18 protein-coding genes are annotated in these 17780 nt (G+C 52.8%); 17 read left to right on the top strand and 1 reads right to left on the bottom strand.

The genetic code is table 11. The features are described from left to right. Positions 1 to 19: 19 nt before the first annotated feature. From recG to NQ534_RS19975, 8 genes are all read left to right on the top strand, one after another. A complete protein-coding gene (gene recG / locus NQ534_RS20010) occupies positions 20 to 2077 on the top strand; it encodes an ATP-dependent DNA helicase RecG (protein ID WP_006861913.1) in 2058 nt (685 codons plus the stop codon). Positions 2078 to 2222: 145 nt separating this feature from the next. Next, entirely contained in the window at positions 2223 to 2624 is a 402-nt protein-coding gene (locus tag NQ534_RS20005) for a DUF6465 family protein (RefSeq protein ID WP_040783104.1), read from the top strand. A gap of 278 nt (positions 2625 to 2902) precedes the next feature. Continuing rightward, positions 2903 to 3127 carry an alpha/beta-type small acid-soluble spore protein gene (locus NQ534_RS20000; RefSeq protein WP_040783107.1) on the top strand — a complete coding sequence of 75 codons (225 nt, stop codon included), beginning with the start codon at positions 2903 to 2905 and terminating at the stop codon, positions 3125 to 3127. A gap of 135 nt (positions 3128 to 3262) precedes the next feature. Continuing rightward, on the top strand, positions 3263 to 3655 hold the full coding sequence (locus tag NQ534_RS19995; protein WP_006861916.1) for a methylglyoxal synthase: 393 nt from the start codon (positions 3263 to 3265) through the stop codon (positions 3653 to 3655). Between the two features lie 55 nt (positions 3656 to 3710). Then, positions 3711 to 5390, top strand: coding sequence for a Na/Pi cotransporter family protein (locus tag NQ534_RS19990; protein WP_006861917.1), 1680 nt, complete (start codon positions 3711 to 3713; stop codon positions 5388 to 5390). Between the two features lie 59 nt (positions 5391 to 5449). Continuing rightward, positions 5450 to 6016, top strand: a complete 567-nt coding sequence (rsmD, locus tag NQ534_RS19985) for a 16S rRNA (guanine(966)-N(2))-methyltransferase RsmD (protein WP_006861918.1) — start codon at positions 5450 to 5452, stop codon at positions 6014 to 6016. Beyond that, positions 6013 to 6501, top strand: coding sequence for a pantetheine-phosphate adenylyltransferase (gene coaD, locus NQ534_RS19980; protein WP_006861919.1), 489 nt, complete (start codon positions 6013 to 6015; stop codon positions 6499 to 6501). Before rsmD ends, coaD begins: the two co-directional genes overlap by 4 nt. Before the next feature lie 21 nt (positions 6502 to 6522). Next, positions 6523 to 7131, top strand: coding sequence for a hypothetical protein (locus NQ534_RS19975; protein ID WP_006861920.1), 609 nt, complete (start codon positions 6523 to 6525; stop codon positions 7129 to 7131). A gap of 9 nt (positions 7132 to 7140) precedes the next feature. Here the strand turns inward: NQ534_RS19975 and NQ534_RS19970 are convergent, their stop codons facing one another. After that, positions 7141 to 8259: a hypothetical protein gene (locus tag NQ534_RS19970; RefSeq protein WP_006861922.1), complete on the bottom strand. Its 1119-nt coding sequence runs from the start codon at positions 8257 to 8259 to the stop codon at positions 7141 to 7143. Between the two features lie 130 nt (positions 8260 to 8389). On the opposite strand from NQ534_RS19970, the gene NQ534_RS19965 reads away from it, so the two are divergent. From NQ534_RS19965 to hisG, 9 genes are all read left to right on the top strand, one after another. After that, positions 8390 to 9214: a GTP pyrophosphokinase gene (locus NQ534_RS19965; RefSeq protein ID WP_040783108.1), complete on the top strand. Its 825-nt coding sequence runs from the start codon at positions 8390 to 8392 to the stop codon at positions 9212 to 9214. Positions 9215 to 9313: 99 nt separating this feature from the next. Continuing rightward, positions 9314 to 10867 (top strand): RsmB/NOP family class I SAM-dependent RNA methyltransferase, encoded by a 1554-nt coding sequence (locus tag NQ534_RS19960; protein ID WP_074679836.1) that lies wholly within the window; start codon positions 9314 to 9316, stop codon positions 10865 to 10867. Positions 10868 to 10892: 25 nt separating this feature from the next. Further along, positions 10893 to 11645, top strand: a complete 753-nt coding sequence (locus NQ534_RS19955) for a pseudouridine synthase (protein ID WP_006861924.1) — start codon at positions 10893 to 10895, stop codon at positions 11643 to 11645. Next, positions 11638 to 13542, top strand: a complete 1905-nt coding sequence (locus tag NQ534_RS19950) for a YgiQ family radical SAM protein (RefSeq protein ID WP_074679810.1) — start codon at positions 11638 to 11640, stop codon at positions 13540 to 13542. The genes NQ534_RS19955 and NQ534_RS19950 overlap by 8 nt, the downstream gene beginning before the upstream one ends. Then, entirely contained in the window at positions 13543 to 14151 is a 609-nt protein-coding gene (locus NQ534_RS19945; protein WP_006864372.1) for a hypothetical protein, read from the top strand. It abuts the gene before it with no gap. A 13-nt stretch (positions 14152 to 14164) separates the two neighbouring features. Then, entirely contained in the window at positions 14165 to 15193 is a 1029-nt protein-coding gene (locus NQ534_RS19940; RefSeq protein WP_006864371.1) for an RluA family pseudouridine synthase, read from the top strand. 19 nt (positions 15194 to 15212) lie between these two features. Further along, complete coding sequence (locus tag NQ534_RS19935) at positions 15213 to 15743, top strand: Holliday junction resolvase RecU (protein ID WP_006864370.1); 531 nt, start codon at positions 15213 to 15215, stop codon at positions 15741 to 15743. Between the two features lie 209 nt (positions 15744 to 15952). Next, positions 15953 to 17074: an ATP phosphoribosyltransferase regulatory subunit gene (gene hisZ / locus NQ534_RS19930; RefSeq protein ID WP_242655425.1), complete on the top strand. Its 1122-nt coding sequence runs from the start codon at positions 15953 to 15955 to the stop codon at positions 17072 to 17074. Next, positions 17071 to 17706, top strand: a complete 636-nt coding sequence (gene hisG, locus NQ534_RS19925; protein WP_006864368.1) for an ATP phosphoribosyltransferase — start codon at positions 17071 to 17073, stop codon at positions 17704 to 17706. The genes hisZ and hisG overlap by 4 nt, the downstream gene beginning before the upstream one ends. Positions 17707 to 17780 lie beyond the last annotated feature (74 nt).

Genomic DNA, 17780 nt, shown 5'->3' with positions numbered 1-17780 from the left:
AAGGAAGGATTTTCGTTTTATGAATCAGAAAACGCCCCTTGATGAATTGAAGGGCATTGGCGAAAAGACAAAACTTGTATTTGAGAAGGCAGGTATCCGCAATCTTGGCGACCTGCTTTCTTATTATCCCCGCACCTACCGGCGCTTTCCGGAAATTACGGATACCTCGCAGGTAAAGGAGGGCAGGGAGATTGCCATTTATGCGGCGCCGGAGCGCACGCTTACCGTACAGTACGTAAAGCGGATGCAGATTGTGTCCGCCGTTCTGTGCGATAAGGCGGGCGCTATCGGCGTGCGCTGGTATAACATGCCATATCTGCGCAACACCATAAAGCCGGGCGGCTATCATGTATTCTGCGGCAGAATCGTGCAGAAGGGAGCAAATCTTTTCCTGGAACAGCCCGCCATTTATACGCCGGAGCAGTATCAGAAGCTTCTTGCAGAGCTGCAGCCTGTCTATGTGCTGACAAAGGGACTAACAAATCAGCTTGTCTCAAAAACAGTCCGGCAGGCGCTGGACGGCATGGAGCTTTCCGGGGATTATCTGCCGGAGGATATCCGCAGGCGCTATCAGCTTGCGGATTACAGAAACGCCATTGAGGAAATCCATTTTCCGCAGGATGAACAGCATATGAAGATTGCCAGACGGCGGCTGGTGTTTGATGAGTTTTTTCTGTTTATACTGGCGCTGCGCCAGTTCAAGGAGCAGCACGAACAGGCGAAAAATCCGTATACCATCCGGCGGACGCCGCTGACGGATACGGTTATCCGCAATCTGGGATATGAGCTCACCGGGGCGCAGCAGCGCGTCTGGGAGGATATCCAGCGCGATATGACGGGCGAGAAGGTTGCGGCGCGTCTGATTCAGGGGGACGTCGGCTCCGGAAAGACGATCCTGGCATTTCTGGCAATGATTCTGGCGGCGGAAAACGGACTGCAGAGCGCGCTGATGGTGCCGACGGAGGTGCTCGCACGCCAGCATTTTGATTCCATGACGGAGCTGATAGAAGCGCAGCATCTGCGTTTCTGTCCCGTTCTGCTCACCGGCTCCATGACCGCCAGGGAAAAGCGGGTCGCCTGTGAAAAAATAGCCTCCGGCGAGGCGGATATGATTATCGGCACCCATGCGCTGATTCAGGAAAAGGTGCAGTATAAGCGCATGGGGCTTGTCATTACGGACGAGCAGCACCGCTTCGGCGTGCGTCAGAGGGAGCTTCTGGGAGAAAAGGGTGCAGAGCCGCACACGCTCGTTATGAGCGCCACGCCGATTCCGCGCACGCTTGCCGTCATTCTGTACGGTGATCTGGAAATTTCCGTTATCGATGAGCTGCCGAAAAGCCGTCTGCCGATAAAAAACTGCGTGGTGAATACCACTTACCGGAAAAAAGCATATCATTTTATTGAAAAGGAAATCCGTCTCGGACACCAGGCATATATCATCTGTCCGATGGTGGAGGAAAATGAACAGATTGAGGCGGAGGACGTTATTTCCTATACAGAACGGCTGAGGGAGGTAATGCCGGAGGATATCCGGATAGAATATCTGCACGGAAAAATGAAGCCGAAGGAAAAAAATGAGGTGATGGAGCGTTTTCTGTGCGGGGATATCCAGGTGCTGGTATCGACGACGGTCGTGGAGGTGGGCGTCAATGTACCGAACGCGACGGTCATGATGATTGAGAACGCCGAGCGCTTCGGGCTGGCGCAGCTCCACCAGCTCCGCGGCAGAGTGGGAAGAGGAAAGGCGCAGTCGTACTGCATCATGATTTCCTCCACGGATAATGAAAAAACAAGAAAGCGCCTGGAGATTTTAAATCACTCCAACGACGGATTTTTCATCGCGTCGGAGGACTTAAAGCTGCGCGGTCCGGGCGATATCCTGGGCGTGCGTCAGAGCGGTCTGATGGAATTTAAGCTCGCGGACGTCTTTGCAGACGCTAAAATCCTGCAGAATGCCTGCGAAGCGGCAGACGTGATTTTGAAGCATGATTCGGCTCTGCAGGCACCCGAAAACGCAGAGTTGCACAATAAGCTGGAAAATTATCTGTCAAATGAGCTGAAAAAATTAAATCTGTAAAACAGAAAAATTTAAAATTTCCACAAACTTTTTGAAACATGAAAAAAAGCATTGCTATTTTGCCGGGCTGGGTGTATAGTCATCGTGACATCAAAAATATGACGAAAAATGCTTTAAATAAGCGGATTATCAGGAGGATATGAAAATGGCTGCAAGAAGAACGGCTGTAAAGGAAGCTGCCGCAGCGGCAGAGGAAAAGACAGCAAAGACAGCAAAAACGACTGCCGCAAAGACGGAAAAGAAAACAGTAAAACCGGCCGCGGCAAAGGTGGAGGCAGAGGAAAAGACCGTGAATGCGGCTGAGGAAAAACCGGCTGCAAAGAAGGCTCCGGCGAAAAAGGCGGCGCTGAAAGAGACGGTTATTCTGCAGTTTGCCGGAAGAGAAACGGATTACGCCGATGTTATGAAGAAGGTAAAGGAATACTGGACCAAAGAGCTGAAAAAAAAGGTTGGCGATATGGCTTCCGTTACCATTTATCTGAAACCGGAAGAGGGCAAAGCTTATTTTGTAATCAACGGAGACGTTACCGGCAGCGTGGAGCTGTAAAGACGTCAGAGAAACGCCGCCTCTGTGCGGCAGAAGATCCCGCTTCTGCGGGATTTTTTTTGTTGCCATGCATACGACAAAAGCGTCCGGTGGACGTTTTTTCGTACGCGAAAACGGTTCTGCGCCCTCTGTCTGCTGTGACATATGAGAAACGCTTTTTTTACATTAACTGCCAGTTTATATTCCGGAGAATTTCATATACTATCACTGCAATCGAAAAACACACAAAAAAACAAACGAAAAGATTGCAGATAAAATGCAAAGGAGGCGTAAATTTTATGTCAAGTAAATCTTCTAACACAGCAGCAGTACCGGAGGCGAAGGGAGCACTGGACCGTTTCAAATTTGAAGTTGCGAGCGAGCTCGGCGTACCGTTAACAGACGGATACAACGGCAATCTGACATCCAGACAGAACGGTTCCGTAGGCGGATATATGGTTAAGAAAATGATTGAAGCACAGGAAAAACAGATGTCCGCGCAGAACGGCACAACCATGCTCTAAAAAGAAGCGCAGATAAAAAGGAGAGGAGCCCGGAGAAAATCCGGGCTTTTCTCTGTAAAAAAATATATTTGCTATTTCTTATAAATATGTTATAATCAATTTGATATTTTGGGGTTTTTTGAAAGGAAGCGAAAAATGAATATTGGGGTAATCGCACACAACAGTAAAAAAAGTCTGATGGAAAACTTCTGCCTGGCATATAAACGGATTCTGAGCAAGCATGAGCTGTATGCGACAGGCATCACCGGGCGGAGAATCGAGGAAGTGACCAAGCTGAAGGTCCACAAATTCCTGCCGGGCAGCGTCGGCGGAGACAAGCAGTTTACGGAAATGATTGAGCGCAACAGCATGGATATGGTAATTTTCTTCTATAATCCGATTATACAGGACCCGCGTCAGGCGGATATCGAGCGGATTACCAGATGCTGCGATAAATACAATATCCCGATTGCGACGAACATTGCGACGGCTGAGTCCCTGATTCTCGGACTGGACCACGGCGACCTGGAATGGCGGAGCATCATCTGACAGGATGCCCGTAAAGCACAAATGATTCCATTTCGGAGTACGAGGGAGGCTACATATGTCGATTGATGACATTTCAAATTTGTTTACCTTTGTCGGCGGACTGGGTATGTTTCTGTACGGGATGCACGGAATGTCGTCCGGTATCCAGAAGTCTGCCGGCAGCAAGATGCAGGAGCTGCTGGGAATTCTGACCAACAACCGTCTGGTTGCCGTGCTGGTCGGCGCGGCGCTGACGGCGATCATCCAGAGCAGCGGAGCTACCACAGTCATGGTGATCGGCTTTGTCAATGCCGGGATCATGAATTTAAGTCAGGCAGTCGGCATCGTTATGGGCGCCAATATCGGTACCTGCATTACGGCGTGGATTGTATCGCTCGGACAGGTAGGGGACAGCTTTAAGGCGCTCTCGCCTTCCCTTTATGCGCCTCTGATGGTCGGCATCGGAGCGTTTCTGATTATGTTTGCCAAAAAGCCGAAGAAGCAGATCTACGGGGAAATCCTCATCGGTCTCGGTCTGCTCTTTATCGGTCTTGATTTTATGGGCGGTTCGGCGAAGAAATATATGGATCTGCCGATTATCGCGGATGCCTTTATCATGTTCGGAAACAATCCGCTGCTCGGCATCGCAATCGGAACCATCATCACGGCAATCATGCAGAGCTCGTCCGCTTCGGTGGGTGTGCTCCAGACGCTTGCGGCGACAAGCGGGGCTGTCACAACGGGCGCGGCGATATACATCAGCCTCGGCTCGAATATCGGCTCCTGTCTGACTGCCATTCTCTCCAGCTTCGGCACAAGCAGAAACGCGAAGAGGGTAGCGGCGATACATCTGATTTACAACATCATCGGAGCGGTGGTATTCGGCACGCTGTGCTATGTTTTCTTTCTGTTTTTTCCGGAGCTTGCGCACCGGAGCATCGACAGTGTCGGAATTTCCATCTTCCACACCGGATTTAAGGTTGCCTGTACCATCATGCTCTTCCCGTTTGCGGAGAAGCTGGTCGCACTTTCCGGTATGGTGGTGAAAGAGGACGCGGGAGCGGATGTTGCTGCCGACGACGAGAAAACCGTTACGCTGCGTCATCTGGACCGGCGTATCTTAAAATCCCCGGATTTCGCCGTGGAAAATGCCGTCAAGGAAGTGGTGCACATGGGCGAGATTACGTCAGAAAATCTCTGCAATGCCTGTAAGGTGGTCATGAGCTTTGACGGGGAGCTTGTAAAGAAAATCTATGAGACCGAAAAGACCATCAATGCGATGGAGGAGCTGATTACAGAGTATCTGGTGGAAATTGATAATCTGTCGCTCACGGTGGAGCAGCATGATATTGTCAAGAATCTGTTTTACTCCGTCAGCGATATTGAGCGCGTGGGAGACCATGTGGAGAATATCGTGGAGATCATCGATGTGAAGGAGGGCGGCGAGCGCGTCAGCTTTTCACAGGAGGCGCTCGGTGAGATGGCGGAGATTATGGGACTGGTCAAGGATGCTTTTTCGTGCGCCATCAATGCCAGAAGAAAAATCAGCATCGAGGATGCGGCTCTGGTTGGAAAATACGAGGAAAAGGTGGACGACATGGAGGAAGAGCTGCGCGACAAGCATATCGAGCGTCTGTCAAAGCAGCTTTGCAATCCGACCAATGGCGTTGCGTTTCTGGATATTTTAAGCAACCTGGAGCGCATCAGTGACCACGCCTACAATCTTGCGGGCTATGTGATGAGCGAGCACGAGTAGCTTTTGCGGACTTCATGATGTGTGGGCATGAATGATTCCGTGGACGGGAGAGATGAGATATGAGAGTGATTGCGGGGACGGCAAGACGGCTTGCGCTGAAGACGGTGGAGGGAATGGATACCCGGCCGACGACGGACCGCATTAAGGAAACACTGTTTAATATGCTGAATGCGCAGATACCGGGATGCCGTTTTCTGGATTTGTTTTCCGGAAGCGGAGCCATCGGCATCGAAGCATTAAGCCGCGGGGCAGAAAGTGCCGTTTTTGTGGAGCATAACCGGAGAGCGGCGCAGTGCATCCAGCAGAACCTGTCTTTTACCCGTCTTAAGGACCGCGCGGTGCTGATGCAGACGGATGTCTGCAGCGCGCTTCGGAAAATGGAAGGGGAAAAACCCTTCGATATTATCTTTATGGACCCGCCGTACCGGCAGGGTCTGGAGCGGGAAGTGCTGGAAATGCTGGCAGACTCTTCCCTGGCGGATGCGCAGACGCTGATTATTACAGAGGCGGCGCTGGACACGGCGTTCGACTATCTGGACGGGCTTGGCTATTCCCTGTTAAAATACAAGAAATACAAGACAAATGCGCATATTTTTATGAAAAAAACTGAGGGGAGTACATCATGAAAAGAGCCGTTTACCCTGGCAGCTTTGACCCGGTTACCTTCGGGCATCTGGATATTATCCGTCGCTCGGCGGCGCTCGTGGACGAGCTGATCGTCGGTGTTTTACAGAATAATAATAAAAAGCCGTTGTTTTCTTCGCTGGAACGTGTTAAGATACTACTTGAAGTAACAAAAGATATGAGTAATGTCCGCGTGGAGGCGTTCACCGGACTTTCCATTGATTTTGTAAAGAAATGCGACGCGCAGTTTCTTGTCAGAGGGCTGCGCGCTATTACAGATTTCGATTATGAACTTCAGATGGCGCAGACAAACCGCATTATGGCGCCGGATATTGACACCATTTTTCTGACGACCAGTCTGGAATATGCTTATTTAAGCTCTTCTACCGTTAAGGAGGTTGCATATTATGGAGGAGATATCAGTAAGTTTGTTCCTTCCGGGGTTGTGAGGGCAATCCTTGAGAAGATGCATCCAGAAAATAAATAAATTAATAAGGAGAAAAAAATCATGAGCAGCAGAATTGAACAGATTATCGAAGAAATCGAAGAGTATGTGGACAGTTGTAAATTTCAGCCGCTGTCTTCTACAAAAATCGTGGTAAATAAGGAGGAGCTGGAGGAACTGCTCCGCGAGCTCCGCATGAAGACACCGGACGAGATTAAGCGTTATCAGAAGATCATCAGCAACAAGGACGCTATCCTTGCCGACGCGCAGACGAAGGCGGACGCGATCATGGCGGAAGCGCAGGAGAAGCAGGCACAGATGGTGCAGGATAACGAGGTTATGCAGGAGGCAATGAAGCAGGCGAACACGCTTCTGGAGCAGACGCGTCAGCAGGCGCAGGAAATTCTGGACAATGCCACGCAGGACGCGAACAATATCCGCATGAGCGCCATCAGCTATACGGATGATATGCTGGCGAATCTGGAGCAGATCATGAGCCATGCGACAGAGACGGTGGGCGCGAAGTATAATACCTTTATGAGCTCTCTGCAGTCCTGCTATGACATTGTGACCAAAAACCGCCAGGAGCTGTCCCCGCAGGCGGGTGCTGCATCCAATTATGCGGCTGCGGCGCTGGATGAAGAGGACGAGGAATACGAGGAGGAGCAGTGATCTCTCTCCTCAGAGGATATAACAGAGCGCCATCAGGACCGCGATGACGGTGATGGATGCTCTGGCGGCGAGATAGCTTCGCAGAGGCAGACTGATACAGGCGAGCATCTGCGCGGACTGTGCCATGCAGCACAGACCACCGAAGGCGGACGCCGCAATCAGCAGGAGGTATTTTACGGGAAAGGGCAGCGCAAGCTGCGAAAGCCGGTGGATGCCGCCGCTGATTTCCGTAATGCCGGCGAGAACCGCTGTAAGAAAGGGAGAATGCAGCGGCAGTGCGTCAATCATTGCGGTAAAAACGGCAAACAGGAGAATGTAGCCGCCAAGCTTTGTGATACTGCAGATACTGTCTGTAATTGAGGCATCGACCATGACAAACGTAATTGCCGTGGCGGGTGCCTTGTTTTTTTCGCCGCTGTCAGCCGGGGAGTGCACAACGTCACAGGTTCTTTTTGGCGCCGCCCCGGTATGCGCTGCTTCTGCATATGCTGCCTTTTGCATCTGTCTGGCGCGCGTCGTTTCCGTGTGCGCTGCTTCCGTATGTGTTTCTTTCTGTGCCTGCCTGGTGCACGTCGGTTCCGTATGCGCTGCTTCCGCATACATTGCCTTTTGTGTCTGTCTGGCGCGCACGCGGTAGCGGTGGTTGGAAAAGAGCCCGTACAGCAGCGGCGCGCCAAGCAGGATGACAAGCGTCGGCATAACCAGACTGGTGGACTGCAGATGATTTATCACCAGAAAATTTGTCAGAAAAGCGGGACTGACATTATTGACGAATGCGGCAAGGTAGGAGGCTTCCGCCTGCGAAATCTGCCCGTTTTTTCTGAGCTCGGAGAGAACCTTTGCTCCCATCGGGCATCCGCAGAGAAATCCGGCAAGGAGGGCGTAGACGCCGCCGGGCGAGATGGACAGGAGCGCTGTCAGCGGACGGCAGATGCGCCGCGAGAGACGGAGGGCAAGTCCCGATGAGAGGAGCAGATGCGAGAGAATCATGACCGGAAGCAGCGTGGGAACAAGGGTTTCGTACCAGAGCAGCAGTCCGGAGCTGGCGGCGGAAAAGCTCTCCTGCGGGAAAAGAAGTACAAAGAAAAATGCCAGGGCAGCCAGAATACTGAAATATAAATTTTTCATGAATAACCTCTCTGTGAGACTGAATAAGTTGAACGGGGGGAAGGGATGTGTTATACTTTATTTATATACGGCGGGGATTAGAACTGCCGGAAAACGAATTTTTATAACATATAAAAGGCAGGAAAGCAGCATGGAAATACAGATTTGGAGAGATTTGTTAGATCCATACGATTTAGCGGTAAGGGAACTGACCACAAAATTTGAACATTTACGTTATGAGTATAAATCGCGCGGGCTGTATTGCCCGATCGAACAGGTTACGGGACGGGTAAAGACGATTTCCAGCATTCTGGATAAGATGCAGAAGAAGCAGATTGAAATGGCGGAGATCGAGGAGCGGATGGAGGACATCGCCGGTATCCGCATTATCTGCCAGTTTGTGGAGGATATCCCGAAGGTGGTAAACATGATTCGCAGCCGCAGGGACATGACGGTAAAGCATGAAAAGGATTATGTCACCCACGCGAAAACGAGCGGCTACCGCAGCTATCACGTCATTGTAAATTACGGGGTGGAGCTGATGAGCGGCCCGAAAACGATACAGGCGGAGATACAGATACGCACGATGGGGATGAATTTCTGGTCCACCATCGAGCACTCCCTGCAGTACAAATATAAGCAGAATATCCCGGACCATCTGCGTGAGAAGCTGCTGAAATCGGCGGACGCTATTGTTGTGCTGGACAGTGAAATGTCCTCGGTGCGCGACGAGATCATGGACGCCCAGAATTCCATGCAGCATCAGACAAATCTGGTGGCGGAGATTTTAAACAACATACAGAATCTCTACAAGTATGCCAACAAGCGGGAAATCTCCAAAATCCAGGAGGAATTCTACGAGGTGTACGGGGAAAACGACCTGGAAAAGCTGGAGCGTTTTCACCGGCAGCTTGATCTGATTTCCGAGGGGTACCGGGCGCAGGAGCTGAATTTCTCCGGCAAAGAAACGCCCTGAAGAATGCCGGGTACGCAGCCGGAAAACAAAAAATGCAGGAGACAGAACAGCAGAAGGATGGCAGAAAAGGAAAAACAGCAGAGGGAAAACGACAGAGACATGGAAATACAGAGGGAACAGAACAGAAAAACAGAGCTGCCGGAAAATTTCCGGGAAAATATGAAACGCCTGCTGAAAGAAGCGTATCCGGAATATCTGGAGAGCCTTTCACAGACGCCTGTGCAGGGAATCCGGGTGAATACCGGAAAGATTTCCACAGAGCACTTTCTGGAAATCTGCCCGTTTCCGGTTATGCCGGTTCCCTGGACCAGGAACGGCTTTTATGTTTCCATGCATACGACAGAAACGTCCGATGGACGTTTTTTAGATGCTATGCATACGACGGAAACGTCCAATGGACGTTTCTTAGTAACGAAAGATGCGCAGGTGACCAGGCATCCCTATTACTATGCGGGGCTGTACTATGTGCAGGAGCCGAGCGCCATGCTTCCGGCGGCACTGCTGGAAGCAGAGCCGGGAGAGCGGATACTGGATTTATGTGCGGCGCCCGGCGGAAAAGCGACGGAGCTCGGAAGCCGTCTGGCGGGAGAGGGCGTGCTGGTTGCCAATGACATCAGCGCGTCCCGCGCGAAGGCGCTTTTAAAAAATCTGGAGCAGCATGGCGTCGGAAATGTGCTTGTGTGCAGTGAGGCGCCACAAAAACTGCAGAAGATTTATCCGGCGTATTTTGACAGGATTCTGGTGGATGCCCCCTGCTCCGGGGAAGGGATGCTGCGCAGGGAGCCCTCCATGAAAAAAGCTTACGAAGCGCACGGACCGGCATATTATGCGCCGCTGCAGCGGGAAATTGTGGAGGCTGCGGCGGCGATGCTGCGGCCGGGCGGCAGGATGGTGTATTCCACCTGCACCTTTTCGGAGCAGGAAAATGAAGAGACGGTCCTGGCGCTGCTGGCGGACCATCCCGAATTGCGTCTGGTAAAAACAGAGGTTCCCGGAGGAGAGGACATCCCGGAAATGCTGGCGGGCTGCGTGCGCCTCTATCCGCACCGTGTGAAGGGCGAGGGACATTTCGCCGCGGTGCTTGAGAAGCTGTCAGGCAATACCCCGGACAACGCGGACAGGGAAGAAGCTTTTAACAGTATGAGGGCAATCCATGAGAGAAAAGGCGCCGGGAATACGGCGGTATTTTCCAAAGAAAAAACTTCCGGCGGGACGCCCGGTTTAAAGGCGCCCGCGCAGTGGCAGGAATTTTCCGGGCGTTATCTGAAAAAGGAGTTTGCCGGCTGGCGGTTCCTTTCTATAAAGGAGCGGTTATATGCGCTGCCGCCGCAGGCGGACGTCGACCGGAGGCTCCGCTATCTGCGCACCGGACTGTTTCTGGGAGAATGCCGTCAGCACGGTTTTGAGCCGTCGCAGGCGCTCGCCATGTATCTGAAACAGCGGGAAGTGAAAAACAGCATTTCTTTTGCGGCGGAGGATACGCGCACTGTGCGTTATCTGAAGGGTGAGACGGTTTCGCTGACAGCGGAGGAAGCCGCAGAGGCGGACAGCGGCTGGATACTGGTGTGCACGGACGGATTTCCGCTCGGCTGGGCAAAGCACAGCGGCGGCACGCTGAAAAACAAATACTATGCCGGCTGGCGGATGAATTAGCGCCGGACGGATGGAGATGTGACAGATGGAAACAATCAGACTGGATAAGCTGCTGGCGGCAACCGGCGCCGGTACGCGCAGCGAAGTAAAAAATGCCATCCGCAAAGGGCGGGTGACGGTAAACGGCGCTGTCTGTAAGAGTGCAGACAGTAAGGTGGATGCTGATAAGGACGTTATCTGTCTGGACGGAGCGCCGGTGGTTTATACAAGATACGAATATCATATGCTGTATAAGCCGGCAGGCTGTGTGACAGCGGTGCGGGATGCGCGCTATCCGACAGTGATGGATTATATTTCTTCGGCACGGAAAAAGGATCTGTTTCCGGTCGGGCGGCTTGATCTGGATACGGAAGGGCTTCTGCTCATCACAAACGACGGTGAACTTGCGCACCGGCTGCTGGCACCCGGATGGCATGTGGACAAGACGTATTATGCGCGCGTGCAGGGAGAGGTGACGGCGGAGGATATCCGTCGGTTTCAGGAGGGAATCGATATCGGGGAAAAACGCCCGACGATGCCCGCTGAACTGGAAATACTCGCTGCCGGACAGGAATCGGAGGTGCGCGTGACCATCCATGAGGGCAAGTATCACCAGGTGAAGCGGATGTTTGCGGCAATCGGAAAGCCGGTGCTTTATCTGAAGCGCCTGCGCATGGGAAGCCTGACGCTTGATGAAAATCTGCAGGCGGGCGGAAGCCGTCTGCTCACGCAGGAAGAAACAGAAGCGCTGCACAGCCTGGCAGCTTCGGATATACGGAAAGGGGAGGCACATGAATAACGGATTTTTGCCGGTCTCAAGGGCGGATATGGAGGCGGCGGGGATACAGCAGCTTGATTTTGTACTTGTGACCGGGGACGCCTATGTGGACCATCCCTCCTTTGCCCATGCGATCATCAGCCGCGTGCTGGAGGCAAACGGCTACCGTGTGGGAATTATCGCGCAGCCGGACTGGAAGGATGACAAAAGCATTGCCATTCTGGGAGAGCCGCGGCTGGGCTTTCTCGTTTCCTCCGGGAATATGGATTCAATGGTCAATCACTACAGCGTGTCTAAAAAACGCAGACAGACGGATGCTTTTACGCCGGGCGGTGTGATGGGAAAGCGTCCGGACCACGCGACCGTCGTCTACAGCAATCTGATCCGCCGTACCTTCCGGAACACGCCCATTATCATCGGCGGCATCGAGGCAAGCCTGCGCAGACTGGCGCACTACGATTACTGGTCGGATTCCCTGAAACGCTCCATCCTGCTGGATTCCGGGGCGGATTTGTTGTCCTATGGGATGGGAGAGCGGTGTATCGTGGAGATTGCCGACGCGCTTGCCGCCGGGATCGCAGTGCGGGATATCACGTTCATTGACGGGACCGTCTATAAAACGAAGGATATTTCCGGCGTGTATGACAGCGAGCTGCTGTATTCCTACGACGAGCTGAAGGCGGACAGGCTCAATTATGCGAGAAGCTTTTACACGCAGTACTGCAACACGGACCCGTTCTCCGCAAAGCGTCTTATCGAGCCATACCCGAATGGCGTTTATGTGGTGCAGAATCCGCCGCAGAAGCCGCTTACGCAGGCGGAAATGGACCGGGTGTATGCGCTGCCGTATCAGAGAACGTATCATCCGTCCTATGAAAAGGACGGCGGGGTGCCGGCAATCGAGGAAGTGAAGTATTCCCTTATCAGCAACCGCGGCTGCTTCGGAGGCTGCAGCTTCTGTGCGCTGACCTTCCATCAGGGAAGAATTATCCAGACGCGCAGCCATGAATCGCTGCTCGCGGAAGCGGAAAAATTTATATACGATAAGGATTTTAAGGGATACATCCACGACGTGGGCGGACCGACCGCCAATTTCCGCCAGCCGGCATGTAAGAAGCAGCTCACAAAGGGAGCCTGCCCCAAAAAACAGTGCCTGTTCCCGAAGCCCTGCAAAAATCTGATTGCCGACCACAGCGATTACCTGGCGCTTCTCAGAAAGCTGCGCGCGCTGCCAAATGTGAAAAAGGTGTTTATCCGATCCGGCATCCGCTTTGATTATCTGCTGGCGGATAAGGACGACACGTTTTTCCGGGAGCTGGTGGAATATCACGTGAGCGGGCAGCTGAAAGTTGCACCGGAGCATGTGGCAGACGCGGTGCTTGAAAAAATGGGCAAGCCGGAAAACGAGGTCTACCGCCGGTTTGTAAAAAAATATCAGACGCTGAACGAGCAGTGCGGCAAGAATCAGTTTCTGGTGCCGTATCTGATGTCCTCGCATCCCGGCTCCACCATGAAGGAGGCGGTGGAGCTTGCCGAATATCTGCGCGACCTTGGCTATATGCCGGAGCAGGTGCAGGATTTTTACCCGACGCCCTCCACCATCTCCACCTGCATGTATTATACCGGCGTCGACCCGCGCACGATGGAAAAGGTCTATGTGCCGGTAAATCCGCACGAAAAAGCGATGCAGCGCGCGCTGATCCAGTACCGCAATCCCAAAAACTATGAGCTCGTGAAGGAGGCGCTTATCCGCGCCGGGCGGACAGACCTTATCGGCTTTGATAAGAAATGCCTGATTCGTCCGCGACCGGGAAAGGACGCCGGCGGCCCGGCAAAGAAAGCCTCCGGCACAGGAAAGGCGTCCGGCGGACGCACAAAGAAGAAAACTATCCGAAATGTACATAAGAAGGCGAAATAAATGATGAAGAAAAAAGCAAAGGGAACCTACGGTTACATCAATTACGAGAAGAAAAAACGGATTCTGATGACGATTGGGCTGTTCGCCATACCGATTCTGATTTTTGTCACCGGCTATCTCCAGACAGGCACCCGGAAAAATCTGTTCACGTTCGTGGCGATCATGGGCTGTCTGCCGGCGAGCAAGTGCGCGGTCAGCATGATTGTGATGTGTATGCAGAAGCCGATGAAGCCGGAGCTTTATGAGCTGTTTTCTGAGCATGTCAGAGATCTGACGGCGCTCTACGAGACAACAGTCAGCTCGGAGAAGAAAAATTATCCGCTGCCGTGCGTGGTGATCTGCGGGCAGAACGTCGTCTGCTACAGCGAGGACGCAAAGGTGGATAAGGAATTTGTCCAGCAGCATATCAAAAAGATTCTGCAGGGAAACGGTTATCGCTCCAACGTAAAAATTTTCACGGAGCAGAAGGCGTTTCTGCGCCGCGTGGATGAGCTGTACGCAAACCGGGAGGAGCTGGAAGCGTCCACTCCGTTCAAGCCGGATGAGCGCTATCCGGACGCGACCAGGGATGAGCTTGTGAAGCATGTTTTTCTCTGCATCTGCCTGTGAGCATGGAGGAATTATGAAGGAAATTATCGTGCGGGAAAACGAAGCCGGACAGCGTCTGGACAAGCTGCTTGCCCGCTATCTTTGCCAGGCGCCGAAGAGTTTTCTGTATAAGATGCTGCGCAAGAAAAATATCACACTGAACGGGAAAAAGGCTTCCGGAAATGAAATCACGGCAAAGGAGGACTGCATCCGCATTTTCCTGTCGGATGAGACGTATGAAAAGTTCTCCGCCGGGGAAGAGGCGCCGCCCATCAGACATACCGGAGCGCTGACAAAGGAGCAGATTATCTATGAAGATGGCGATATTCTGGTCTTAAACAAGCCGGCAGGAATGCTCTCGCAGAAGAGCCGCCCGGAGGATGTGTCTGCGAACGAATATTTTCTATCTTATCTGCTGGAGACGGGACAGATTTCGGCGCAGGAGCTAAGGACCTTCCACCCGTCCATCTGCAACCGTCTGGACCGCAATACGAGCGGTCTTTTACTTGCGGGCAAAAGCCTTGCCGGTCTGCAGGCGATGGCGGAGGCGCTGAAGGACCGCAGTCTGCACAAGTATTATCTCTGTCTTGTGTCCGGTTCTCTTACAAAGGGAGCGCGCCTGGAGGGATTTCTTGTGAAGGATGAGGCGGCAAATAAGGTGAAAATCTGTGCGACCGATATGGGAGATAAGGAAGCAAAGCCGATTTCCACACAGTATGTGCCGCTCTGGACGGATGGAAAAGTGACGCTTCTGAAAATCTGGCTGATTACCGGGCGGGCGCATCAGATTCGCGCGCATCTGTCCGGCATCGGTCATCCCATTATCGGGGACGGGAAGTACGGTGACCGCAGGAAAAATGTATATTATGAGAAAACATATCATTTAAAGGGGCAGCTTCTGCATGCTTTCCAGATGAAAATGCCGCCGCTGACGGGCACGCTTTCGCGGCTTTCCGGGCAGGAATTTATTGCGCCTCTGCCGGAAAATTTCCGGAAAATACTGGCGGACGCCGGCTGCGATACCGCGGATACAGACGCCTGGCGGCAGACAGAATTCCGATAACGATGGGAGGAGAAATACAATGGCAACCTGGAACTCGCGGGGGCTGCGCGGCTCCCTCCTGGAGGATTTGATTAACCGGTCGAACGAAACGTATCAGGAAAAGGGGCTCGCGCTGATTCAGAAGATACCGACTCCGATTACCCCGCTCAAAATTGATAAGGAAAACCGTCATATCACCCTGGCGTACTTTGACCAGAAAAGTACGGTAGACTATATCGGCTGCGTGCAGGGCGTCGCCGTCTGCTTTGACGCGAAGGAGTGCACGTCGGATACCTTTGCGCTGCAGAACATCCATCCCCATCAGATGCACTTTATGGAGGAATTTGAAAAGCAGGGCGGCGTATCCTTTCTGATTGTATATTTCACCAGCCGGGACGAGGTCTTTTATCTGCCCTTTGCGGATATCAGACGGTTCTGGGAGCGGATGGAAGCGGGCGGGCGCAAGAGCTTCCGCTACGAGGAGCTGGACCGGGAATACTTGCTGCACCGCGGTCACGGCGTGCTGATTCCCTACCTGGAGGGGCTGCAGAAGGACCTGCTGAAAAGATAACACCCGTGGCGGTAATGATGGAAATGATATGGAAAAGGGATTGACAATCCGTCTTTCTGTAGTATAATAAACAGGTGATTTCACAGATTAGCACGGTACCACGCTAAAGTGCCGGGCAGGAAATATGCAAAACGGGGCACCCTGCAGCCGGGGGAGAGCACAGCCCGGAAAAGAAAGGCAGAGGCGCTCTGGAAAAGGATATGGAGAGAATGATGAATCAGAGATTATTACATACGCCGGAGGGCGTCCGCGATATATACAACGGAGAATGCGAGCGAAAGCTGCGGCTGCAGAAGGATTTGCACGATGTGCTGAAATCCTACGGCTGCCGGGATATCGAGACGCCGACCTTTGAATTTTTTGATGTCTTCGGAAGTGATGTCGGTACAATTCCTTCGCGCGAGCTGTACAAGTTCTTCGACAGGGAGGGCAATACGCTTGTGCTGCGCCCGGATATCACGCCGTCCATTGCGCGGGCGGTATCGAAGTATTTTAACGACGGGCAGGAGGTGCTCCGTCTCTGCTATGAGGGAAAAACCTTTATCAATCATTCCAGCTACCAGGGGCGTCTGAAGGAAAATACGCACATCGGCGCGGAGATGATTGGCGCGGACAACGCGCAGGCGGATGCGGAAATCATTGCGATGGTGGTGGACTGTCTGAAAAAAGCCGGTCTGGAGGAATTTCAGATCAGCATCGGGCAGGTAGAATATTTTAAGAGCATTCTGAAGGATGTGGATATTCCGGAGGAGACGGAGTGCGAGCTGAAGGACTTTATCTCAAACCGGAATCTGTTCGGGGTGGAGAGCCTGCTGGCCGGCATGGAAATGGGAGAGCGGCAGAAGGAAGCGCTGCTTTCGCTTCCGTCGCTGTACGGCTCCGTGGAGATTCTGGAAAAAGCATATGCGCTCTCCTGCAATGAAAGCGCCAGACACGCCATCGCCCGTCTGAAGGAAATTTATCAGATTCTGGAGTTTTACGGTGTGACACGGTATATCAGCTTTGACCTGAGCATGCTCAGCCGCTACAATTATTATACCGGTATCTTTTTCAGAGGCTACACCTTTGGAACCGGGGATGCGGTGGTGAAGGGCGGCCGCTATGATAACCTGCTTGCCCATTTCGGCAAAAACGCGCCGTCCATCGGGTTCGTAGTCGTGGCGGATGAGCTGCTTGCCGCGCTGGAACGGCAGAATATCGCGCCGGAGATGGAGGAGCCGCCGGTGGAAATCCGTTACACAAAGGCGGAGCAGGAAGCGGCGATCAAAAGAGCACAGGCGCTCCGCGCAGAGGGAAAAGCCGTTGTGCTGAAGCTGGAGGAACGCGTATGAGATATCTTACATTTGCCCTCACGAAGGGGCGGCTTGCCAGACAGACACTGGAGCTTCTGGAAAAATGCGGGATTACCTGCGAGGAAATGAAGGACCCGGATACCAGAAAACTGATTTTTACAAATGAAGAATACAAATTAAAATTTTTCCTGGCGAAGGGACCGGATGTTCCCACCTATGTGGAGTACGGCGCCGCCGATATCGGAGTGGTCGGAAAGGATACCATCGACGAGGAGGGGCGCAAGCTTTACGAGGTGCTGGATCTGGGCTTTGGAAAATGCCGGATGTGCGTCTGCGGACCGGAGGGGGCGAAGGAGCTTCTTCTGCACCAGGAACAGATACGGGTGGCAACGAAATATCCGCACATTGCGAAGGAATATTTCTATAATAAAAAGCATCAGACCGTCGAGATTATCAAACTGAACGGCTCCATCGAGCTGGCGCCGCTTGTCGGTCTCTCCGAGGTGATTGTGGATATCGTGGAGACCGGCTCCACCCTGCGTGAAAACGGTCTGGAGGTCCTGGAGGAGGTCTGCCCGCTTTCCGCCCGCGTGGTGGTGAACCGTGTCAGTATGCAGATGGAGAGCGCGCGTATCACAAAGATACTGAACGCGCTGAAGGATGCGCTGTAGGGAGCAGGGAGAAGCTGCGTGAACGGAAGAAGCGTTGCGTAAATGGTATGAGCACGCCGGAAGAGTCCGTGAGC

The organism is Marvinbryantia formatexigens DSM 14469, from assembly GCF_025148285.1.
Taxonomy (GTDB): Bacteria; Bacillota; Clostridia; order Lachnospirales; family Lachnospiraceae; genus Marvinbryantia; species Marvinbryantia formatexigens.
Note: the sequence above shows the minus strand (reverse complement) of the source record. Positions and strands in the feature narration are given on the sequence as shown.